Raw genomic sequence first — 20,391 nt, forward strand, 5'->3', positions numbered from 1 at the left:
GGTTACGGCGACATGACGTGCGGGATAGCGGGGGGCGGCCCGAAGGGGTTCCCGGGTGCGAAACCGCATGGGGGCGGACCGGTGCGCGGAGTGATCCCGGCACGGGTGATCCCGGCACTGGTGGTCCCGGTCTGGCGGACGCTGCCGTGGCGGCTCCTGGGCGCGGCCGGCGCGGTGGGTCTGCTGGTGGTCGGCCTGCCCCGCCTGTCCGGCGCCCACCCCGACCCCTGGACTGCCCTCGCCCTGCTCCGGTCCGCCGCGCTCGCCTTCGCGCTGGGCCTCGCCTTCCTGCTGGACGACCCCGCCCGGCACACCACGACCCCGGTCCCCACCGGCCGGGCGGCCCGCACCGCGCTGCGGGTGGCGCTGGTGGCACCGGTCGCCGCGCCGTGGTGGACGGCCGTACTGCTCCTGGCCCCCGGCGCCCACCTTCCGCCGGCCGGGGCCGCCACCCTGGAGGCCGGGGCCGCCTGCGTCCTCGCCCTGGCGGCGGCCACGGTCGCCGTACACCGCACGGACGACCCGCGGCCCGGCCCGCCGGCCGCCATCGCCCTCCTCACCGCCGCCCTGCTCGCACCCCTGGCCGTCAGCGACCGCTCGGTCCTGTTCGTGGGCCCCCGGCACCCCAGGTGGGCGACGGCCCACGAGCACTGGGCGTGGCTGCCGGCGGGGGCGGTGACGGTGGGGTGCCTGGCCCTCGGCGAACCGCTGGGCCGCTTCCGGCCGACGGCTGACCGGCGGACCTGAAGGGGCACGGGGACCGCGCGACCAGCCCCCACCGATCCGTGAGCCTGGCCCCCAGGCCCACGACCGCTCACCCCCCGGCGAGGGCCCCGCTCACGTCTCCGTGCGGTACATCAGGTCCGTCTCGTGGACCGTGAAGCCCAGGCGCTCGTACACCGACACCGCCGCCGTGTTGTCGGCGTCGACGTAGAGCATCGCGGCCGGCAGCTGCTGGGCGGCCAGGTGGCGCAGCCCGATCGTGGTGAGGGCCTTGCCGAGGCCGCCGCCCTGTTCACCGGGCCGGACCCCGAGGACGTACACCTCGCCCAGCCCCTCCTCGGCGTGCACCTTCGTCCAGTGGAAGCCGATCAGCTCGCCGCGCCGCTCGGCGAGGAAGAACCCGGCCGGGTCGAACCACGGCTCGGCCTTGCGGTCGTCCAGGTCCCGCTGGGTGAGCGAGCCCTGCTCCGGGTGGTGGGCGAAGGCGGCGGCGTTCACGGCGAGCCAGGCGGAGTCGTCCTTGCCGGGCACGAACGCGCGCACGGTCACGCCCTCCGGCAGCACCGGCTCGGGCAGCTCAAGATCGGTCAACGACCGGCGCATCTGGCGCAGTTCCCGGAACAGGGTCAGGCCGAGCACCTGGGCGAGGTGCCGGGCGGCGGGGTGCCCGCCGTGCGCCCACACCCGCAGCCGCTTGCCGGAGGTGGCGAGCAGGGCCGCGCCGAGCGCCCGGCCGTGACCGTGCCCGCGGTGGGCGGGATGCACGACCAGTTCGGCGGCCGGCGCCTCCACCGGGTCGGTGTCCTCCAGCTGGGCGTAGCCGACGAGTTCGCCGTCGACGGTCAGCAGCAGATGCGAGACGCCCTCGCGGGCTCCGCCGCGCAGTTGCAGCCGGCCCTGCTCGGACACCGGCTGCTGCCCGTCGACCCGGGCGGCCTCACCGAGCAGGCGCGTCACGGCCTCGGCCCGGTCCGGAGTGAGCGCGGAGTAGGTCTCGATGGAGCGGGCGGGGAAGCCCTGTACGGTGTCGTCGCTGCTCATGCGTATGAGGGTACGGGGCGGCCGGGGCGAATTCCCGGCACATCGGCCACGGCGGGAGCACCGGTAAAGGCAACGGCAAAGGGAAACCAGGATGTAACCATGAACCCCCTGTCGTGCTACGCGCGTTGACTTTAGGCTGCGCCGAGCCACCACAGCCGACCCACAGGGGGGTCCCATGCCAGCCGCGCCCCGGCGCACCAGACGTCGTACGTACGCCCTTCTCGCGAGCGCGGCCTCTCTCGCCACGGCCGCGGCGCTGACCGCCGCGCTCCCGGCGGACGCGCACGAGAGCCACCACGTTCCGGGCCGCTACCAGGACGTCCAGCTGCTCTCCTTCAACGACCTGCACGGCAACCTGGAGCCCCCGTCCGGCTCCTCCGGCCGGGTCACCGAACTCCAGCCGGACGGCACGACGAAGACGATCGACGCGGGCGGTGTCGAGTACCTCGCGACCCACCTCCGCCAGGCCCGCGCCGGCCACCCGTACTCGGTCACCGCGGCCGGCGGCGACCTGGTCGGCGCCTCCCCGCTGCTGTCGGGCCTCTTCCACGACGAGCCCACCGTCGAGGCGCTGAACAAGCTGGACCTGGACGTCACCTCGGTCGGCAACCACGAGTTCGACGAGGGCGCGAGGGAACTGGCCCGCCTCCAGAACGGCGGCTGCCACCCCGCGGACGGCTGCTACACGGACCAGGAGTTCCAGGGCGCCGACTTCCCGTACCTGGCCGCGAACGTCCTGGACGACAAGACCGGCAAGCCGCTCCTGAAGCCGTACTGGGTCTGGAAGAAGAAGGACGTCAGGATCGGCTTCATCGGGGTCACGCTGGAGGGCACCCCCGGCATCGTCTCCGCCGACGGCGTCAAGGGCCTGTCCTTCAAGGACGAGGCCGAGACCATCAACAAGTACGCCAAGGTGCTCCAGCGCCAGGGTGTGCAGTCGATCGTGGCCCTGATCCACGAGGGCGGCTACCCGGCCTCCGGCTCCTACAACTACGACTGCGACTCCCCGGGCGCGGGCGACGGCATCTCCGGCCCGATCGTGGACATCGCCAAGAACGTGACCCCGGCGGTGGACGCCCTGGTCACCGGCCACACCCACCAGGCGTACGTCTGCACGGTCCCGGACCCCTCCGGCCGCCCCCGCATGGTCACCTCGGCGTCCTCCTTCGGCCGCCTCTACACCGACACCACGCTGACGTACGACCGCCGCACCGGCGACATCGCGCGTACGGCCGTGCGGTCCGCGAACCACGTGGTGACCCGGGACGTCCCCAGGGCGCCGGACATGACCGACCTGATCTCGCGCTGGAACACCCTGGCCGCCCCGATCGGCAACCGCCCCATCGGCTGGATCTCCGGCGACATCAACAACAGCGGCACCGAGTCCCCGATGGGCGATCTGATCGCCGACGCGCAGCTCGCCCACGGCCGTGAGCTGGACCCGAGGACCAGCCTCGCGCTGATGAACCCGGGCGGGGTCCGGGCCGGCCTCACCTACGCGGCCAAGGGCGCCGAGGGCGACGGCGTGGTCACCTATGCCGAGGGCTTCACGGTCCAGCCGTTCGCCAACACCGTGAACCTCCAGGACCTCACCGGCGCCCAGCTGGTCCAGGTCCTCAAGGAGCAGGTCAGCGGCGCCAACGAGGCGGCCCCGAAGATCCTCCAGCCGTCCGCCGGCCTCACCTACACCCTGGACCTCACCAAGTCCGGCGCGGACCGTGTGGTCACCGGCTCCATCCGCCTGAACGGCGCCCCGGTCGACCCGTCGGCCACCTACCGCGTCGCCACCAACAGCTTCCTCGCGGGCGGCGGCGACGGCTTCCCGACACTGGCGCAGGGCACGGGTGACCTGGTCGGCGCGGACGATCTGACGGCCCTGGAGAAGTACCTGACGGCCAACTCGTCGGCGGCGTCCCCGATCGCACCGCCGAAGGCGGACCGGATCACGGTCGTGCGGTAGGCGTCGGCTCGGGGGTGGGGTTCCTTCCCGAGCGGCGGCGGACACTCGGCCACCGAGGCGGCGCCCCGGCGTGCGTTCACCGGGGCGAACCCGTCCGCGGTGGCGGTGGCCCAGTCCGGGCCCCTGCGGTCAACGGTCCAGCAGCGCCGTCCAGTTCTGCTCGCCCGCCCAGTCCGCGAACGTGTGCCAGGCGATCTCGGGGTGGGCCTGGCGCAGGCCGGTGACGTCGACGTCGAGGCCCGTGTCGGTGAAGTACGCGAACATCGCCGCCAGGTCGGGGGAGTGGGTGCGGACCTGGGCGAGGGGCGGCTGAGCGTGGGCGATCGGGCGGGCCAGGGCGGTGCTGAGGACGGCCGCGATCCGCGCGGGGGTGCACACGTCGGAGGCGATGTCGACGCGCCGGCCCGCGAAGTCGTCCCGGCGCTGGAGGGCCAGCGCGGCGAACGCGCCGATGTCGGTGGCCGGGATCAGCGCGAGCGGCCGGTCGGCGGGCATGGGCCAGGCGAAGACGCCGGTGCGCAGCCCGTCGAGGGTCCAGCCGCTCGCGTAGTTGTCCATGAACGCGGCCGGAGCGATCACGGTCCAGGGCAGGCCGGAGGCGCGCAGGTGCTGTTCGACCGCCCACTTGCTCGCGAAGTGCGGGACGCCGGTGCCGCGGTCGGCGTGGGCGGCGGAGGTGAGCACCACATGGCCGAGGCGGGCCCCGGCCGCCGCGTCCACGAGGGCCGTGCCCTGCCGGATCTCCGTCCGGGTGTCGGTGCCGAACGGAGTGGTCACCGCGAAGAGGGCGTCGGCGCCGGCGAGGGCGGCGTTGAGCGAGCCGGGGTCGTCGAAGTCGGCGTGGCGGACCTCGGCGCCCAGGCCGCGCAGCGCCTCGGCGGCGGGTGAGCCGGGCCGGCGGGTCAGTGCGCGGACCCGGTGGCCGGCGGCCAGCAGGGCGCGGGCGGTGGCCCCGCCCTGGGCGCCGGTGGCGCCGGTGACGGCGACGGTGAGCATGGTGGTCCCCCTGGATCGATACGATTGCTGTGTGGCGCAGTGGTTGCGTCGCGCAGCAGACTAGGGCACAAGTCACTGCGCCGCGCAGTGATTTCGGGCGAGGAGACCCCCGTGACCGACGTGACAGACCCCGGCCGGGCCCGGCTGTACGAGGAGCTGGCCCTGGAGTCCCGGCGCTACCTGGCCGCCTACGTGCTGTTCAACCAGGCCGTCGCCGACCACCTCGGCCTGCATCCGACCGACGTGCAGTGCCTGAGCCTGCTGACCGCCGAGCCGGAACCGCTCACCGTCCGGCAGATCGCCGACCGCACCGGTCTCACCACCGGCTCGGCCACCCGTCTGGTGGACCGGCTGGAACGCGGCGGCTACGTCACCCGCACCTCCGACCGGCAGGACCGCCGCCGGGTGCTGGTCACCCCCGTCCCGGAGCGCCTCGCCCGCGTCACCGCGCTGTGGGACGACCTCGGCCAGAGCTGGCAGACCCTCCTGGACGACCACAGCGAGGACGAACTGCGGGCGATCACCCGGCACCTGCGCCGGGCCCACGACCTCGGCCACACCCAGGTCAAGCGGCTGCGCGCCATGCCCCGGCCGGACTGAGCGACCGGGTCAGCCGGCCGGTGTCTCCGGGGGCGGGGTCGGCGCCCCCGGCAGCCGTACCGTCGCCACCGTGCCGCCGCCCTCGGCGGGGGCCAGGGAGACCTCGCCGCCCGCCTGCTTCACCGTACGGGCGACGATGGACAGGCCGAGGCCCGAGCCCGGCAGGGCACGGGCGCTGGGGGAGCGCCAGAACCGGTCGAAGACGTGCGGGAGTTCGTCCGCGGGGATGCCGGGACCGTGATCGCGGACCGTCAGCACGCCCTCGCCGAGCCGCACCTCGACCGTGCCGCCCTCGGGGCTGAACTTCACCGCGTTGTCCAGGACGTTGACGATCGCCCGCTCCAGCGCGGAGGGCTCCGCCCGGACGAACCAGGGCTCCAGGTCCGCGGTGATCGACAGCTCGGGGCCGCGCAGCCGGGCCCGGCGCAGCGCCGCCTCGACGATGTCCTGGAGGGCGACCACCTGGACGCGTTCGCCGTGCTGCCCCTCCGAGCGGGACAGCTCCTGGAGGTCGCCGATCAGCGCGGCCAGTTCGGTCACCTGCGCCTTCACCGAGGCGAGCAGCGCCTTGCGGTCCTCGGGCGGGAGCGGGCGGCCCGTCTCCTCGCTGCGGGTGAGCAGTTCGATGTTCGTCCTGAGCGACGTCAGGGGCGTACGCAGCTCATGGCCGGCGTCCGCGATCAGCTGCTGCTGGAGTTCGCGGGAATTGGCCAGCGACGCGGTCATCGAGTTGAACGAGCGGGACAGCCGGGCCACCTCGTCCTCGCTGACGTTCTCCACGGGGATGCGGATGGTCAGGTCCTCCGTGCGGGCCACGTGCTCCACGGCCTCGGTGAGCTTGTCGACGGGGCGCAGCCCGGCCCGCGCGACGGCCAGGCCCGCGGCACCGGCGCCGACGACCCCGACGGCGGAGACGAGCAGGAGGACCAGGGCGAGGTCGTTGAGGGTCTTCTGCGTGCTCTTGAGCGGTACGGCGATGAGCACGCCGACGTTGGGCCCGCGCCCGCCGCTCGGGGTGGAGGTGCCGCCGACGGGCTTGGTGAGCACCCGCAGCTCGTTGCCCTCGTCGTCGCTGCCGTTGCGGAAGTACAGGATGCTGGGGTCGAGGTCCCTGATCTCGGTCTTGTCGGCCTGGGTGGTCCTGATCCGGCCCGACGCGGCACCGAACAGGCAGATCTTGCCGTCCTCCGTGACGAGCTGGGAGTACCGGTCGCGCAGCAGGAAGCTGTTGGCCTGCGGGGTGTCCGTGCAGTTGTCGAGGGTGAACTGCAACTGGTCCGTCTGCGTCGTGTTCCGCAGGGACTTCTGGAGATCCTCGTCGAGCTGGTCGTACAGCTTCCGCTCCACGAGGAACCAGCAGGTCACCGACACCGCCGCCACCGCGAACGCCACCGCAGCCGCGACCAGCATCGCCAGTCGCGCCCGCAGCGGCAGCGCCCGGTACCGGCGCGCCAGCTGCCTCACTCGGCGCCGCCCTGCCGCAGGACGTAGCCCACCCCGCGCACGGTGTGCACCAGGCGCGGCTCGCCGCCGGCCTCGGTCTTGCGGCGCAGGTACATGACGTAGACGTCGAGCGAGTTGGAGGAGGGCTCGAAGTCGAAGCCCCACACCGCCTTCAGGATCTGCTCACGGGTGAGCACCTGACGCGGATGCGCCATGAACATCTCCAGCAGGGTGAACTCCGTGCGGGTCAGCTCGACCGGCCGGCCGCCGCGCGTGACCTCCCGGGTCGCGAGGTCCATGCGCAGGTCGCCGAAGGTGAGCGCCTCGTCCGCCTGGGCCTCGGCGGACACCGCCGCCGCGTAGGAGCTGCGGCGCAGCAGGGCGCGGATGCGGGCGAAGAGCTCGTCCAGCTCGAACGGCTTCACCAGGTAGTCGTCGGCGCCCGCGTCGAGACCGGTGACCCGGTCGCCGACCGTGTCGCGGGCGGTGAGCATCAGGATCGGGGTGGTGTCCCCCGCACCCCGGATGCGGCGGGCCGCGGTCAGCCCGTCCATGCGCGGCATCTGGATGTCCAGCACGACCAGGTCCGGCTGGTAGGCCGTGGCCTTCTCCAGGGCGTCCGCGCCGTCGACGGCGACCTCGGTGCCGTACCCCTCGAAGGCGAGGCTGCGCTGGAGGGCCTCGCGCACGGCCGGCTCGTCGTCGACGATCAGGATGCGCTGGGGGTCACGGTCGCCTTCGGCGGGACTCATCGCTCGCGTTTCCTCGGGGTGCGGTGGGTGGGCCGGCCGGTGCCTTCCGGCCGGGGGTGGGGGCCTCCCGGCCGTGGCCGGTGTCTCTCAGCGTCCCATGTCCGGGGGCCGGGGACACGCCCGCCGGTCAGACCCGGACCGTGTTCAGACGGTGCAGCGGGACCTTGCGGCGGTGCGGACGGGCGGCGGAGGTGCGCAGGCCCATCAGCTGGGGGCACGGCGTCACGGGCGCGGCCACCTCGGGAGCCCGGGGCGCCGGGACGGGCACGTGCAGCTCGGACACGATGGACAGGGCCAGGGTGAGGCCGGCCGGACCACGCTCACTGAACCGGTGGGGGACGTGCTTGATCATGACCTGCTCCTTGCACTCGGTGTTGCTAGCTGTCGGAGCCCGCCCGCAGCTTGGCCAGGTCGGACTTCACCGTGTCGATGGGGATGGCGAAGCCGAGGCCGATGCTGCCCGCGTCCGAGGACGAGGACGCCTGCGAGGCGGAGGAGTACATCGCGGAGTTGATGCCTATGACGTGACCGCTCGCGTCGATCAGCGCCCCGCCGGAGTTGCCGGGGTTGAGGGACGCGTCGGTCTGGATGGCCTTGTAGGTGGTGGTGGACGAGCCGGTGTCGCCGTTGAACTCACGGCCGCCGAACTGGAAGGGCCACTGCCCCTCGCCGTCCTGGCCCTGGCCCTGGTTCTCGTCGGTGGAGACGGTGACGTCCCGGTTCAGGGCGGAGACGATGCCGCTGGTGACCGTGCCGGTCAGGCCCTCGGGGGAGCCGATCGCGACGACCGTGTCACCGACCTGGACGCCGCCCGAGTCACCGAGCGCCGCCGCCTTCAGACCGGAGGCGCCCTTCAGCTTGATCAGCGCCAGGTCCTTGGAGCTGTCGGTGCCGACGACCTCGGCGGTGTAGCTCCTGCCGTCGCTGGTGCGCACCTTGACCGAGGTGGCGCCGGAGACGACGTGGTTGTTGGTGACGATCTCGCCGTTCGACGTGATGATCACGCCGGAGCCGGTGGAGGAGCCGTTCTGGAGCGTCGCGTTGATCTCCACCACGCTCGGGCTGACCGCCGCGGCGATGGCGGCGACGTCGCCCTTCTTGCTCGACGGCACCACGGTGGTGGTGCTGCCGGCGGTGGCGACCGTGTCCTTGCCGGTCAGCTCCTGGAAGGCGTACGCCGTACCGCCGCCGACCGCCGCCGCGACGATCGCGACCGCCGCGAGCAGGCCCATCGGGCCGCGGGCGCGCTTCCTCCCGGGCTCGGGAGCCGCGACCGCCGGCTGGTACTGCGGCGGGGGCGGCCACTCGGGGTTCACAGGAGAGGAGTAGGAGTGCGGCTGCTCGTAAGTGCCCTGGCTCTCGGTCATGACAGAAGCCTCCCCCGTGACCATGAGAGCTTCCTGAGTGCCGCCTGAGAAGCCCGGCAGAAGCTCGTTTGCCGGACATAAAGACGGGCACGGGGCCCTCGTGCGAGCAGCTCCCTCGGGTCAGCTACAGCCGCAGCTCGTGCGCAGCACCAGTCGTGAGGGGAACGTCTTCAGCCGCTCGCGCCGGGACCCGGCGACCCGCAGCCCGTCGTCCAGCACCAGGTCGACCGCCGCCCGCGCCATCGCCGAGCGGTCGGAGGCGACCGTGGTCAGCGGCGGGTCGGCGAGCGCGGCCTCCTTGATGTCGTCGAAGCCGGCCACCGCCAGCTCCCCGGGCACGTCGATGCGCAGCTCGCGCGCGGCCCGCAGCAGGCCGATGGCCTGGTCGTCGGTGGAGCAGAAGATCGCGGGCGGCCGGTGGGGGCCGGACAGGACGTCCAGGGCCACCCGGTAGGCGTCGTAGCGGTTGTACGGCGCCTCGAACAGCCGGCCCTCGGTGGACAGGCCCGCCTCGGCCATGGCCCGCTTCCAGCCCTCGACGTGGTCGGAGACCGGGTCGCCGACGGCCGGCGTCTGCGCCGTGCCGCCCATGCAGGCGACGTAGTCGTAGCCGTGCTCCAGCAGGTGGCGCACGGCGAGCTGGGCGCCGCCCAGGTCGTCCGTCACCACGGCGACGTCGTCGATGGCCTCCGGACGCTCGTGCAGCAGCACCACCCGGGCGTCCCAGGCGTCGATCTCGGCGGCGGCCAGGTCGTTCAGGGCGTGCGAGACGAGGATCAGGCCCGAGACGCGCATGCCGAGGAAGGCACGCAGGTAGTGGACCTCGCGCTCGCCGATGTAGTCGGTGTTGCCGACGAGCACCATCTTCCCGCGCTCCGAGGCGGCCTGCTCGACCGCGTGCGCCATCTCGCCGAAGAAGGGCTGGCGGGCGTCGGGGATGATGAGGCCTATGAGGTCCGTGCGCCGGGACGCCATCGCCTGGGCGACCCGGTCGGGGCGGTACCCCAGCTCCTTGATCGCGGCGAGGACACGCTCGCGCGTTGCCGGGGCGACCGGCCGGGGTCCGTTGTTGATGACATAACTGACGACGGCTGTGGAGGTTCCCGCCAGCCGTGCCACGTCATCCCGAGTCACCTTGGCCACGCGCGGAGTCTACGCGGATTGACCCGCCATGGGCAGGGCGTATTCACAGGGCGGCCGTGCGGGGACGATGCCCCGCCCAGCGCCGCTCATGCGTCCGCTGCGAACCGGCTAGGCCTCGGCGGGGACCTCGGTGCCTTCCAGGACGGCGGGCGCGTCCGCATCCTCCGGCTTTGCCCGGCCCGCCTTGGCCTTGGCCTCCTCGGCGGAGCGGTCGGGCTTCTCCGGCGTAACGAATCGATAACCGACGTTCCGGACGGTTCCGATCAGCGATTCGTGCTCGGGGCCGAGCTTGGCGCGCAGCCGCCGTACGTGCACGTCGACCGTGCGGGTGCCGCCGAAGTAGTCGTAGCCCCAGACCTCCTGGAGGAGCTGGGCGCGGGTGAAGACGCGGCCCGGGTGCTGGGCGAGGTACTTGAGCAGCTCGAACTCCTTGAAGGTCAGGTCCAGGACCCGCCCCTTGAGCTTGGCGCTGTAGGTCGCCTCGTCCACCGAGAGATCGCCGTTGCGGATCTCCATCGGCGAGTCGTCGTTGACGATCTGCTGGCGCCCCATGGCGAGCCGCAGCCGCGCCTCGACCTCCGCCGGACCGGCGGTGTCCAGCAGGACGTCGTCGATGCCCCAGTCGGCGGTGACGGCGGCGAGGCCGCCCTCGGTGACGACGAGGAGCAGCGGACAGCCGGGGCCGGTGGACCGCAGCAGCTGGCAGAGGCTGCGCACCTGGGGCAGATCGCGCCGGCCGTCGACGAGGATGACGTCGGCGCCCGGGGTGTCGACCAGGGCGGGCCCCTCCGCCGGGGCGACCCGCACGTTGTGCAGGAGCAGGCCGAGGGCCGGAAGCACCTCCGTCGACGGCTGGAGGGCGTTGGTCAGCAGCAGCAGAGAACTCATACGTCTGGTTCCTCCTCGGTCCCTGCGAGGACAGTGCGGACGGGTACTGCTCTGCGATCCCGAAGGCCCCGTACACCGGCGGTCACCCGAGGTTTCCCGCTTCGTATACAACGCTTCCGAAAGCACAAAAGGACCCGGGGGCTACGCTGCCCGAGTCCTCTGCCCAGCAGAATAGCCCACATGAGCAACCGTCCGGCAGGTCATGGGGCACGTTCCCCCGTTCGTCCGAACTACGAGACAGGCAGACAGGGCCCTATCCGGACGTTTCTGCGCACGGCCGACGGAATTCCGATCGATTCCGTATACGATCCGCCCCCCGTCGTATACGACACCCTTCCGGACGCCCCCCGGACGGCCTCCCGTGACCTGGTGTTCGTCATCGCGCACGGCTTCACCGGCGACGTGGACCGCCCGCACGTGCGCCGGGTGGCGGGCGTCCTGCGCGGCTACGGCGCCGTCGTCACCTTCTCCTTCCGCGGCCACGGCCGCTCCGGCGGACGGTCCACGGTCGGCGACAAGGAGGTGCTGGACCTCGCCGCCGCCGTGGAGTGGGCCCGCGGTCTCGGGCACGCGCGCGTGGTGACCGTCGGCTTCTCCATGGGCGGCTCGGTGGTCCTGCGGCACGCGGCGCTGCACGGCGGCACGGACGCCGTCGTCTCCGTCAGCGCGCCGGCCCGCTGGTACTACCGGGGCACGGCCCCCATGCGCCGCCTGCACTGGCTGGTCACCCGCCCCGAGGGCCGCCTGGTGGGCCGCTACGGCCTGCGCACGCGCATCCACCACCGGGACTGGGACCCGGTCCCGCTCTCCCCGGTGCAGGCGGTCCCGGAGATCGCCCCGACGCCGCTCCTCGTCGTCCACGGCGACCGCGACGGCTACTTCCCGCTCGACCACCCCCGGATGCTCGCCGAGGCGGCCGGCGGGCACGCCGACCTCTGGGTCGAACCGGGCATGGGCCACGCGGAGCACGCGGCGGACGACGCCCTGATGGCCCGGATCGGGGACTGGTCGGTGACGGCGGCGGGCTAGCCTGACCCACACTGTCCTTATCGTTCTCTTGTTTTTGTTCCTGTCCCTGCCGTCGATTGAGGATTCAGATGCCCAAGGTCACGGTGCGCTACTGGGCCGCCGCCAAGGCCGCGGCCCAGGTCGCCGAGGAGCCGTACGACGCGGACACGCTGGCCGACGCGCTGGCCGCCGTGCGTACGCGGCACCCCGGCGAACTCACCCGCGTACTGCAGCGATGCTCCTTCCTCGTCGACGGCGACCCCGTCGGGACCCGCGCGCATGAGACGGTACGGCTGGCCGAGGGCGGCACGGTCGAGGTGCTCCCGCCGTTCGCAGGAGGGTGAGCGATGACCAACCAGCCGTACCAGGAGCCGTACCAGGGCAGCCCCTACGAGGGCTACGACCCCTACCAGCAGCAGTGGCCCGCACAGGAGCCGCACCACGGGCAGCCCGGCCACGACCCGGAACTCACCCAGCAGTGGCAGGGCCAGACCTGGGAGACGCAGACGCACGCGCCGGTGCAGGCGGCGGAGACGGCGTACCTGCCGCGGCAGGAGCAGCAGCAGGGCGGGTACCAGCAGGCGGGGTATCCGCAGCCGGGGTACCAGCAGCCCGCTTACCAGGAGCCGCAGTACCAGCAGCCCCAGCCCCAGCAGCACTACGCGGAGCCGTACGCCGAGCCGTACGCGGGGACGTACGGCGGGACGCCCGCGGGGGCGGGGACGTACGCGCCCGCGCCGAACCCCGCACCGGCACCCGCGCCCGCACCACAGCCCGCGGCGGCTGAGTCCGCGTCCCCGGCCGACGCGGAGGCCGGGCCCGCCTACGGCCCCGCCACCCTCGCCGGCAACGCGCGGATCACCGACGCCCAGCGGGCCCGCCTGGAGGGCCGCTCCCCGATCATTGAGCCCGGCATGCAGCCGGCGCTGCTCACCGCCGTGCTGGGCCTGCTCCTGGCCGCGGCGGCGCCCGTCGCCTCGTACGCCCTGGCCGTGCCGCTGGTGGTGCTCCAGGCGGTGACGGCCGCGGGCTGGTTCCGGCTGAACGGCATGTGGCCCGCCCGGCAGGGCATCGCGCTGGCCTTCGCGGGCGCACTGACGTCCGACGTGGCGGTCCTCGCGGCGGGCCGCGACCACGCCCTGGTGGCCATCCTCGGCCCGCTCGGCCTGTGGGTGCTGCTCTCCCTCGTCCTCCAGCTGCGCTCGCACGCCTCGCCGGACGAGCGGATGTACGGCCTGATGGCGACGGTCGCCTCGGCGGCGCTCGCGGTCCTGGCCACCGGGTACCTGGCCGTCGACCCGCACGCGGTCTCGGTCGGCGCCGCGGCGGTCGCGGTGGCGGTCCTGGCCCGTGCCCTGCCCCTGCCGACCCCGGTGTCGGTCGTGGTCGCCCTGCTGGCGGCGGCGGGCGCGGGGATCGCCGTGGGCGGCATGACCGGCTTCGGCGCGAAGGGGGCGCTGCTGGGCGCCGCGGCCGGGGTGTGCGCCCTGGTCGGCCACCGGGTGGCCAGCTACGACTACCCGTCCCGCTTCGTCCACTTCACGGCCGGCGTGGCCCTGCCCCTGTCGGCGGCGGCACCGGTGGTGTGGGTCCTGGGTCGAGCCCTGGGCTGAGGCCGGGGGCGGGCCAGGGTCGCCTCGGGGGCATCCCCGATGTCCCGGCGCGCGGGCGGGAGAAGGATCGATCACATGACTTCTCTCTCCCGACGCGCCTTCACGGGCATGGGCGCGACCGCCGCCCTGACGCTCGCCACCGCGGGCCTGGCCGCCCCGGCGACGGCCGCGCCGCTCGCGGACGGCCCCGCCGCCCAGGACCCCCCTGCCCCGCTCGACCCCGCCGCCTTACGCGCCGCGATCGGCGATCTCTCGCATCCGGAGGCGACCGCCTCCCAGCTGCTGGTGGAGCGGCGGGGCAGCCGTTGGTACGGCACGGCGGGCGCGGCCGACCCGGCGAGCGGCCGGCCCGTCCGGGCGGACGACCGCTTCCGCGCGGGCAGCGTGACCAAGGCGTTCGTGGCCACGGTCGTGCTGCGACTCTGGGCGGAAGGCCGGGTGGATCTCGACGCCCCGATCACGCACTGCCTTCCCGGCCTCGCCCTGCCCTCCCGCTTCCACCGCGTCACGGTGGCGCATCTGCTCCAGCACACCAGCGGGCTGCCCGACCACCGGGGCCTGCCGGACCTCGGCACACCGGAGGCGGTCCTGCGGCACCGCTTCGACCACTGGACACCGCGGGCCCTGGTCGCCACGGTGACGCGGGACCGCCTCAAGTTCCCTCCCGGCTCCGCGCAGGAGTACCGGGGCGTCAACTACGTGTTCCTCGCCCTCCTGATCGAGGAACTGACGGGGCGCCCCTACGGCGAGGTGATCGCCTCCCGGATCCTGCGGCCCCTGGGACTGACCGGCACGCGGATACCGGGCGGCGATCCCCGCCTGCGCGGCCCGTCCGTCCACGGCTTCCTGCGCATGACGGACGGCGGCCTGCGCGATGTGACGGTCTACGACCAGTCCGCCGCCTGGGGCGAGGGCGAACTGGTCTCCACCGCGGACGACCTCTTCCGGTTCCAGGAGGCCCTGTTCAGCGGGGCGCTCCTGCCGGGGCGGGCACTGCGGAAGATGGTCACTCTGCCCACGGTGCCCATGCTGAACGGCACCCCGGCCCGCTACGGCATGGGCCTCCAGGCGGCCACGGTGAACGGCACGACCTTCTGGGGGAAGACCGGCGAGACCTACGGCTACCGCACCCGTGTGTTCGCCACGCTCGACCTGTCGACCCGCTTCGTGCTGTCCTACACGCCGACCGCGCTGAACCCGGGTGAGGACATGATCAACCGGGTGGCCGACGTGCTGACCGCCTGAGCCCCGCGCGGGGCTACGGCTCGACCACGACCTCCTGGGCCGCCGCCGTCTCCCCGGCCAGGAGGCGCGCGTCGACCGGGACGTTCCGCTTCACCACGGCCAGCGCGACCGGCCCCAGCTCGTGGTGGCGTACCGACGTCGTCACGACACCGACCCGGCGGCCCTCCGGGCCCTCGTCCGCGATGCGGATCTCCGTGCCGGGGACCGGGAGGTGGACGTCGCTGCCGTCCAGGTGCAGGAAGACCAGCCGGCGCGGCGGCTTGCCCAGGTTCTGCACCCGGGCGACGGTCTCCTGACCCCGGTAGCAGCCCTTCTGGAGGTGCACGGCCGTGCCGATCCAGCCCAGCTCGTGCGGGATGGTGCGGTGGTCGGTCTCGAAGCCGAGCCGGGGCCGGTGCTGCTCGACGCGCAGCGCCTCGTAGGCGAGAAGGCCGGCGGCGGGGCCGTGGGAGGCGGCGAACTCCTCCAGGCCGGCCCGGGGCAGGAAGACGTCACGGCCGTACGGCGTCTCGCGCACGACGGCCCCGTCCGGGACGTCGGCGATCGAACCGGCGGGCAGGTGCACCACGGCGATGTCGGCGGTGCGGTCGGCGACCTCCACCCGGTAGAAGAACTTCATCGACTCCAGGTACGCGATCAGCGCGTCCTGGGTGCCGGGCTCCACATGGGCCCAGACGGTCGTGCCGTCGTCCACCAGGTACAGGGCGTGCTCGATGTGCCCGTGCGCGGAGAGGATCAGGGCCTCGGTGGCCTCTCCCACGGGCAGTTCGCTGACGTGCTGGGTGAGCAGCAGGTGCAGCCAGCTCAGCCGGTCCTCGCCGCTGACGGTGACGACACCGCGGTGCGAGAGATCGACGAAACCGGTGCCGTCGGCGAGGGCGCGCTGTTCGCGGAACAGGTCGCCGTAGTGGGCGGCGACACCTTCGTCCACACCCTCGGCGGGGACGGCGCCGGGCAGGGACAGCAGGGGGCTCTTCATACCGCAAGCCTACGACGTGGTACTTGAACCCTTCAGGGAACAGTCCTGGCACCGGCCGAAGATCGCGAAGTGCTTCATGTCGGTGTCGAAACCGAACTGCCGGCGCAGCTTGTCCGTGAACTCCGCGGCCACGTCCACGTCCGCCTCGATGACGTTGTCGCAGTCCCGGCACACCAGGTGCAGATGGTGGTGGCGGTCGGCGAGGTGGTAGGTCGGGGCACCGTGCCCGAGGTGGGCGTGGCTGACCAGGCCCAGTTCCTCCAGCAGCTCCAGCGTGCGGTAGACGGTGGAGATGTTGACCCCCGACGCCGTCTTCCTCACTTCCGCGAGGATGTCGTCGGGGGTCGCGTGCTCAAGGGTGTCCACGGCTTCCAGGACAAGCTGCCGCTGCGGCGTCAGCCGGTAGCCGCGCTGCCTGAGGTCGCTCTTCCAGTCGGTGCTCACCACACGCCCAGTGTAGGAGGGCCGACGACCATCAAGGAGCCGAAGAGCCTGTGGGCAGGTCGCCCGACATCAAAAGGTCGGAGAGGACCTCACGCAGATCCGCGGTCGCTCGGATGATCTCCTCGTGTGCTCTGATCTTCTCGTCGATCGCGTGGAGGGCGGCTCCGATCTCCCTCTGCTGGTCGAGCGCGGGCAGCGGCACCGGCAGGTCATGGAGCGTGCGCACGGTGATGGACCGCATGCCGGTGGTGCCGGCGGCTCGCCGCTCCAGCCACTCACCCGCTCCCCGGCGCGAGAGGTAGGCGAGCAGGTACGCGGCCTGCGTGGGTTCGTGTGCGCGCACCCGGAACAGGTGGGTGTTGTACAGCCACCCGCTTTCCTGAGCGGTCACGAGCGCGACTCGGCCCACCGCCCCGGTGCGCGCCACCAGGATGTCGTCGGCGAGCACCCGGTACTTGGACAGGTCACGTGCCGTCCGGGGGTCGACGCACACCATGCCGGACCGGTCCGCGATCCTTCGATTGCGCAGATCGGCCGGACGGATCAGCGGCACTCCCGCCTCGATCCGCTCGGTCCTGCGCACGGCTGGACCGCCACCCTGGATCTCGCAGATGTCGCCGAGGGACACCCGCCGCCAGCCGTGTGGGAGAGCGTCGATCATTTCCTCGCTCACAGGCCGTACCTCCCCAGCAGCTCCTCCACCGCGGCGTCCGCTTCCCGTGTTCGCGCGTGCAGTTCGGCCAGGTGCCCGGCCAGAGTCGCCAGATCCGCCCGGTCGGCAGGCCTGGTGTCGGACCGTTTGCCGCTCGGCACGTGGAAGGCGGGGCTGAGCGTGTAATCCATCTCTCTGAGCTTCTCGATGGAAACGGCTCTGCTCAGTCCGTCGGTTCCCGTGAACGCGCGTCCCTCGGCCCTGGCCGCGGCCCAGGACCGGTGTTCCTCGTGGATGAGTCGAACCTCGTCCGGGGACAGTTCCCGCCGGACCCGTGTCGTCAGAGAGCCGAAGCGGCTCGCGTCCACGAACAGAATCTCGTCGCACGAGCCAGTCGGATGCCGTAGCAGCCACACGGTGACCGAGATGCCGGTACTCGCGAAGAGTTGCGCGGGGAGGGCGATCAACGCCTCCACCGCTCCGTCCTCCACCATCCCGGCTCTGATCCTGCGTTCCGAGGGGTTGGCCGAGAAGGCCGCGATGTCGGGCATGATGACCGCCGCCCGGCCATCCGGCCTCAGGCTGGCCACGACGTGCTGGAGCCAGGCGAAATTGGCGTTGTGCCGGGGCGGCGGGCCGTAGCGCCAGCACCTTTCGTCGACGGGACGATCGAACTTCGCGTTGAACGGAGGGTTCGTGACGACCCGGTCGAACGTTCGGGCATCGAGGTGCCGGGGACCGCCTCCGGCTGAGGGGGCGATGTCTCCGGTCCACAGCCCGGCGTCCGGGATCCCGTGCAGGGCGAGGTTCATGCCCGCCAGTGCCAGCGGGTGTTCGCCCGCGCCCGCGCCGCTGACTTCGATTCGTCCGGGCGTTTGCTGCACCGCGGCCACGGCGTCCCAGGCCGCCGACACCAGCTCACCGGCGCGGACGAACGGATCGTGCACGCTGTGCACATGCCGGGCGCCCTCCGCGATGAGCCTTGCGATCACCTGGACGGCGGCACGCGGTGTGAAGAAGTCTCCCGCTCTCTTTCCCAGCAGCTCGCTGTAGCGGGCCAGCACCCTTTCGAAGCCCTCGGCGTGTTCGGCCCTGTCCACGGGGCCGGTGTCGTCGAGCAGACGGACCATGTCTGCCACGCGGGCGCCTCCGAGGTTCTGTGACAGAGCGAGGACAAGCTGCTCGTGTACGGTGCCCAGGCCTTCACGGACCGCGCTCGCAAGGAAGCGCACCAGAAGCTCGCCGGAGTGCGGGAACTGGTACCGGCTCGCCTCGGCCACGATCCGCCGCCACTCCTCGGGGCGGCACCCCCGGAGGTAGACGAGGGTCAGCAGCACGGTGAGGTACTCGGCGTGGGACAGCTCGCCACGGAATCGTTCCGCCTGCTGACCGCTCAACAGGTCCACGGCCTTGAACAGCGCCCCGGACCGCGTTCCGCCGAGCGAGACCCGGAACCGGTCGCCGTACGTGGTCCCCTCGGGCTCGCCGGGCTGCCGGGCATTCGCGGGAATGGTGCGCTGCGCCAGCCAGGCCAGCACCTCGGCGGCGGAGAAGACCTCGACGCCCGGGGGGGCATCGGCGGACCTCTCCAGCGGCCGGGGAAAGTCTGCGTGCCGCCGCTCCCAGTTCGTGACGGCGGGCCGCTTCACGCCGGCGAACCGGGCGATGTCGGCCCGCGTCACGAGGACCCCTTCGAAGTCGCTCACCGTTTCTCCCACCACTCAGAACCGGGAAGGCCTGGATCCGCGCAGCGCGTCCGCCTTGCCCGCGAGCACGGCCGGGAACCGGTCCATGGCCTGGGCTTCCTTGGCCAGCTGGGGGTCGAGGTACCCGAGCATGCGGTAGATCTTGGCATGGTCGGCGGCGAGGTCGCGGTGATGGATCGGCTCATGGTGCATGATCCGGTTGCGCAGCAGCACCAACGACCACAGGCCGTCGTACAAGGTGTCACGGCGACCGGAGTAGTGCGGGAACGCCTTGTGCACGGTGGGCACCCAGAACAGTCGGTCGTAGCCGGACCCCCCGCTCACCAGGGACGCCCAGAAGCCGAACGACAGCTCGGCGACCATGCTGTCGGGCGGGGCCGGCACCAGGCCACGGCGTTCGCACTTGCTCCGGGCCTTGGCCACGAGCCGCTGCCCGTTCGGGTTGAGGGGTGCTGCCGTCCACCAGTCGTCCCTCCGGTAGCCGAGAGTGAGCTGCTGGTGTAACGCGTTGCGCAGGGCCAGTTCCAGGCAGTGCAGCGAGCCGTAGAGCGCGGCCGAGGCCTCGACGTTCCACCAGTACAGCCGCCGCGCCACGAGGGCGTTGCCGTGCGCCGCACCGACGTAACGTCCCAGTCGGAGCCGGGAGAAAGCGCGCAGCATCCACTCCGGCAGGTTGTCGGTCATCGGAACCCCCCTTTTCCGGGCACACCGCGGCCCGGGAACACGTTTCGGTACAGGAACAGACCCACCGTGATACGTTGGGTGATGAACGCCCTGGGCTCGCCTCTGCTCGGCACGCCACCCAGGGCACGGCATTCAGGCCCCCGGCCGCCTTTCAGGCAGCCGGGGGTTTCTGCTTCGAGACGCATCCCAACTCGGTTGAGCCGCCCCGCCGTTGTGCCCACGGTAGCCTCGCCGGAGCCGCTCACGCAACCGCAGTGCACTGCGCACCGAAACTGTTAACCCCCCCGATCGGCGAGCATCCGAGGAGCCGGAAACAACCGGAAACGGCACAGGGCCCCGGCGCGGTGCGCGGGGCCCTGTGGAAGATCGGAAAGAGGCGGCGGCCTACTTGAAGAAGGCGATGCCGTCGTCCGGGAGGTCGTCGGGGAGGGCCTTCGCCCAGCGTTCGACGTCCTCGGGGGTGACGACCTTCTTGAGCTGGGCCGACATGTAGGGGCGCAGCGGGACCTCGGGGGTCTGCTTCTCGCCGACCCACATCAGGTCGCTCTTGACGTAGCCGTAGAGCCGCTTGCCGCCGCTGTACGGCTGCGCGTCGGCGGTGCGGGCGACGGTGTCCGTCACCAGGTCGATCTGCGGCTTCTTGTCGGCCATCTCGCCGTACCAGACCTCGATCACGCCGTCGTCGCGGGTCATCGTGACCTCGACCGTGCGGTCGGGGCGGATCCGCCAGAAGCCGGACTCGGTCTCCAGGGGGCGGACCTTGTTGCCGTCCTGGTCGAGCACCCAGGTGCGGGAGTGGTACTCCAGGAAGTCCCGGCCGTCGTGGGTGAAGCTGACCTCCTGCCCGAAGTTGCACTTCTCAGAGCCGGGGAAGTCGTGCACGCCCGCGCCGGCCCAGTTGCCGAGCAGGAAGGCGAGCGGGACGAGGTCCTTGTGCAGGTCGGACGGGATCTCGATCATGAGCGGAGGCTTTCGTGGGTGTGGATCAGCGCTGGCCCTGGTACAGCTTCTTCACGGTCAGACCGGCGAAGGCGAGCACGCCGACGCAGACCAGGACCAGCAGGATTTCGAAGAATGCTTCCACGGGTGCTCCTTGAGCGTGGGTGGGCGGACGACAGAGCCGCAGCCCAGCTTACGCGGCCGGGCC

At 72.3% G+C, this 20,391-nt stretch carries 21 protein-coding genes; 7 read left to right on the forward strand and 14 right to left on the reverse strand.

Going from position 1 to position 20,391, the window contains the following annotated elements; genetic code table 11:
- Positions 1–90: 90 nt before the first annotated feature.
- The gene (locus AQJ11_RS25565; RefSeq protein WP_059264537.1) at positions 91–747 is read left to right on the forward strand and encodes a hypothetical protein; all 657 of its coding nucleotides are present in this window, start codon (positions 91–93) and stop codon (positions 745–747) included.
- A 90-nt stretch (positions 748–837) separates the two neighbouring features.
- Here AQJ11_RS25565 and mshD read toward each other — a convergent pair whose 3' ends face one another.
- Complete coding sequence (gene mshD / locus AQJ11_RS25570; RefSeq protein ID WP_059264538.1) at positions 838–1,764, reverse strand: mycothiol synthase; 927 nt, start codon at positions 1,762–1,764, stop codon at positions 838–840.
- 175 nt (positions 1,765–1,939) lie between these two features.
- Between mshD and AQJ11_RS25575 the strand changes: the two genes are divergently transcribed.
- Positions 1,940–3,724, forward strand: coding sequence for a bifunctional metallophosphatase/5'-nucleotidase (locus tag AQJ11_RS25575; RefSeq protein WP_059264539.1), 1,785 nt, complete (start codon positions 1,940–1,942; stop codon positions 3,722–3,724).
- A 129-nt stretch (positions 3,725–3,853) separates the two neighbouring features.
- On the opposite strand, the gene AQJ11_RS25580 is transcribed toward AQJ11_RS25575, so the two are convergent.
- Positions 3,854–4,720, reverse strand: coding sequence for an NmrA/HSCARG family protein (locus tag AQJ11_RS25580; protein ID WP_059264540.1), 867 nt, complete (start codon positions 4,718–4,720; stop codon positions 3,854–3,856).
- Between the two features lie 111 nt (positions 4,721–4,831).
- On the opposite strand from AQJ11_RS25580, the gene AQJ11_RS25585 reads away from it, so the two are divergent.
- Positions 4,832–5,320, forward strand: coding sequence for a MarR family winged helix-turn-helix transcriptional regulator (locus tag AQJ11_RS25585; RefSeq protein ID WP_059264541.1), 489 nt, complete (start codon positions 4,832–4,834; stop codon positions 5,318–5,320).
- A gap of 9 nt (positions 5,321–5,329) precedes the next feature.
- Here AQJ11_RS25585 and AQJ11_RS25590 read toward each other — a convergent pair whose 3' ends face one another.
- From AQJ11_RS25590 to AQJ11_RS25615, 6 genes are all read right to left on the reverse strand, one after another.
- A complete protein-coding gene (locus AQJ11_RS25590; RefSeq protein ID WP_059264542.1) occupies positions 5,330–6,784 on the reverse strand; it encodes a HAMP domain-containing sensor histidine kinase in 1,455 nt (484 codons plus the stop codon).
- Positions 6,781–7,515, reverse strand: a complete 735-nt coding sequence (locus AQJ11_RS25595) for a response regulator transcription factor (RefSeq protein ID WP_014673519.1) — start codon at positions 7,513–7,515, stop codon at positions 6,781–6,783. The genes AQJ11_RS25590 and AQJ11_RS25595 overlap by 4 nt, the downstream gene beginning before the upstream one ends.
- 127 nt (positions 7,516–7,642) lie before the next feature.
- Positions 7,643–7,867: a hypothetical protein gene (locus tag AQJ11_RS25600; protein ID WP_014673518.1), complete on the reverse strand. Its 225-nt coding sequence runs from the start codon at positions 7,865–7,867 to the stop codon at positions 7,643–7,645.
- A gap of 25 nt (positions 7,868–7,892) precedes the next feature.
- Positions 7,893–8,882 (reverse strand): S1C family serine protease, encoded by a 990-nt coding sequence (locus AQJ11_RS25605; protein ID WP_059264543.1) that lies wholly within the window; start codon positions 8,880–8,882, stop codon positions 7,893–7,895.
- Positions 8,883–9,002: 120 nt separating this feature from the next.
- Positions 9,003–10,025: a LacI family DNA-binding transcriptional regulator gene (locus tag AQJ11_RS25610; RefSeq protein WP_078611768.1), complete on the reverse strand. Its 1,023-nt coding sequence runs from the start codon at positions 10,023–10,025 to the stop codon at positions 9,003–9,005.
- 108 nt (positions 10,026–10,133) lie between these two features.
- The gene (locus AQJ11_RS25615) at positions 10,134–10,913 is read right to left on the reverse strand and encodes a winged helix-turn-helix transcriptional regulator (protein WP_014673515.1); all 780 of its coding nucleotides are present in this window, start codon (positions 10,911–10,913) and stop codon (positions 10,134–10,136) included.
- Positions 10,914–11,093: 180 nt separating this feature from the next.
- Here AQJ11_RS25615 and AQJ11_RS25620 point away from each other — a divergent pair, with 180 nt between their 5' ends.
- The 4 genes from AQJ11_RS25620 to AQJ11_RS25635 all read left to right on the forward strand — a co-directional run bounded on the left by AQJ11_RS25620 (position 11,094) and on the right by AQJ11_RS25635 (position 14,779).
- Complete coding sequence (locus AQJ11_RS25620) at positions 11,094–11,942, forward strand: alpha/beta hydrolase (RefSeq protein WP_208616608.1); 849 nt, start codon at positions 11,094–11,096, stop codon at positions 11,940–11,942.
- 68 nt (positions 11,943–12,010) lie between these two features.
- On the forward strand, positions 12,011–12,265 hold the full coding sequence (locus AQJ11_RS25625; protein ID WP_014673513.1) for a MoaD/ThiS family protein: 255 nt from the start codon (positions 12,011–12,013) through the stop codon (positions 12,263–12,265).
- A 3-nt stretch (positions 12,266–12,268) separates the two neighbouring features.
- Positions 12,269–13,534 (forward strand): hypothetical protein, encoded by a 1,266-nt coding sequence (locus AQJ11_RS25630; RefSeq protein ID WP_059264545.1) that lies wholly within the window; start codon positions 12,269–12,271, stop codon positions 13,532–13,534.
- 75 nt (positions 13,535–13,609) lie between these two features.
- Positions 13,610–14,779 carry a serine hydrolase domain-containing protein gene (locus tag AQJ11_RS25635; RefSeq protein WP_059264546.1) on the forward strand — a complete coding sequence of 390 codons (1,170 nt, stop codon included), beginning with the start codon at positions 13,610–13,612 and terminating at the stop codon, positions 14,777–14,779.
- A gap of 13 nt (positions 14,780–14,792) precedes the next feature.
- On the opposite strand, the gene ygfZ is transcribed toward AQJ11_RS25635, so the two are convergent.
- From ygfZ to AQJ11_RS25665, 6 genes are all read right to left on the reverse strand, one after another.
- Entirely contained in the window at positions 14,793–15,758 is a 966-nt protein-coding gene (gene ygfZ / locus AQJ11_RS25640; RefSeq protein ID WP_014673510.1) for a CAF17-like 4Fe-4S cluster assembly/insertion protein YgfZ, read from the reverse strand.
- Positions 15,759–15,767: 9 nt separating this feature from the next.
- A complete protein-coding gene (locus tag AQJ11_RS25645; protein WP_014673509.1) occupies positions 15,768–16,205 on the reverse strand; it encodes a Fur family transcriptional regulator in 438 nt (145 codons plus the stop codon).
- Between the two features lie 28 nt (positions 16,206–16,233).
- On the reverse strand, positions 16,234–16,875 hold the full coding sequence (locus tag AQJ11_RS25650) for a restriction endonuclease subunit S (RefSeq protein ID WP_059264547.1): 642 nt from the start codon (positions 16,873–16,875) through the stop codon (positions 16,234–16,236).
- A complete protein-coding gene (locus tag AQJ11_RS25655) occupies positions 16,872–18,560 on the reverse strand; it encodes an N-6 DNA methylase (protein WP_059264548.1) in 1,689 nt (562 codons plus the stop codon). The genes AQJ11_RS25650 and AQJ11_RS25655 overlap by 4 nt, the downstream gene beginning before the upstream one ends.
- Before the next feature lie 15 nt (positions 18,561–18,575).
- Positions 18,576–19,244 carry a hypothetical protein gene (locus AQJ11_RS25660; protein WP_059264549.1) on the reverse strand — a complete coding sequence of 223 codons (669 nt, stop codon included), beginning with the start codon at positions 19,242–19,244 and terminating at the stop codon, positions 18,576–18,578.
- Positions 19,245–19,628: 384 nt separating this feature from the next.
- Positions 19,629–20,204: a heme-binding beta-barrel domain-containing protein gene (locus AQJ11_RS25665; protein ID WP_058081013.1), complete on the reverse strand. Its 576-nt coding sequence runs from the start codon at positions 20,202–20,204 to the stop codon at positions 19,629–19,631.
- Positions 20,205–20,391: the final 187 nt, after the last annotated feature.

Source organism: Streptomyces corchorusii, assembly GCF_001514055.1.
Lineage (GTDB): Bacteria > Actinomycetota > Actinomycetes > Streptomycetales > Streptomycetaceae > Streptomyces > Streptomyces olivaceoviridis.

Coding starts and splice junctions, on each gene's coding strand:
- mshD (WP_059264538.1), bottom strand. CDS start 1,764: ATGAGCAGCGACGACACCGTACAGGGCTTCCCCGCCCGCTCCATCGAG.
- AQJ11_RS25575 (WP_059264539.1), top strand. CDS start 1,940: ATGCCAGCCGCGCCCCGGCGCACCAGACGTCGTACGTACGCCCTTCTC.
- AQJ11_RS25580 (WP_059264540.1), bottom strand. CDS start 4,720: ATGCTCACCGTCGCCGTCACCGGCGCCACCGGCGCCCAGGGCGGGGCC.
- AQJ11_RS25595 (WP_014673519.1), bottom strand. CDS start 7,515: ATGAGTCCCGCCGAAGGCGACCGTGACCCCCAGCGCATCCTGATCGTC.
- AQJ11_RS25600 (WP_014673518.1), bottom strand. CDS start 7,867: ATGATCAAGCACGTCCCCCACCGGTTCAGTGAGCGTGGTCCGGCCGGC.
- AQJ11_RS25605 (WP_059264543.1), bottom strand. CDS start 8,882: ATGACCGAGAGCCAGGGCACTTACGAGCAGCCGCACTCCTACTCCTCT.
- AQJ11_RS25615 (WP_014673515.1), bottom strand. CDS start 10,913: ATGAGTTCTCTGCTGCTGCTGACCAACGCCCTCCAGCCGTCGACGGAG.
- AQJ11_RS25620 (WP_208616608.1), top strand. CDS start 11,094: ATGAGCAACCGTCCGGCAGGTCATGGGGCACGTTCCCCCGTTCGTCCG.
- AQJ11_RS25625 (WP_014673513.1), top strand. CDS start 12,011: ATGCCCAAGGTCACGGTGCGCTACTGGGCCGCCGCCAAGGCCGCGGCC.
- AQJ11_RS25630 (WP_059264545.1), top strand. CDS start 12,269: ATGACCAACCAGCCGTACCAGGAGCCGTACCAGGGCAGCCCCTACGAG.
- AQJ11_RS25635 (WP_059264546.1), top strand. CDS start 13,610: ATGACTTCTCTCTCCCGACGCGCCTTCACGGGCATGGGCGCGACCGCC.
- ygfZ (WP_014673510.1), bottom strand. CDS start 15,758: ATGAAGAGCCCCCTGCTGTCCCTGCCCGGCGCCGTCCCCGCCGAGGGT.
- AQJ11_RS25660 (WP_059264549.1), bottom strand. CDS start 19,244: ATGACCGACAACCTGCCGGAGTGGATGCTGCGCGCTTTCTCCCGGCTC.
- AQJ11_RS25665 (WP_058081013.1), bottom strand. CDS start 20,204: ATGATCGAGATCCCGTCCGACCTGCACAAGGACCTCGTCCCGCTCGCC.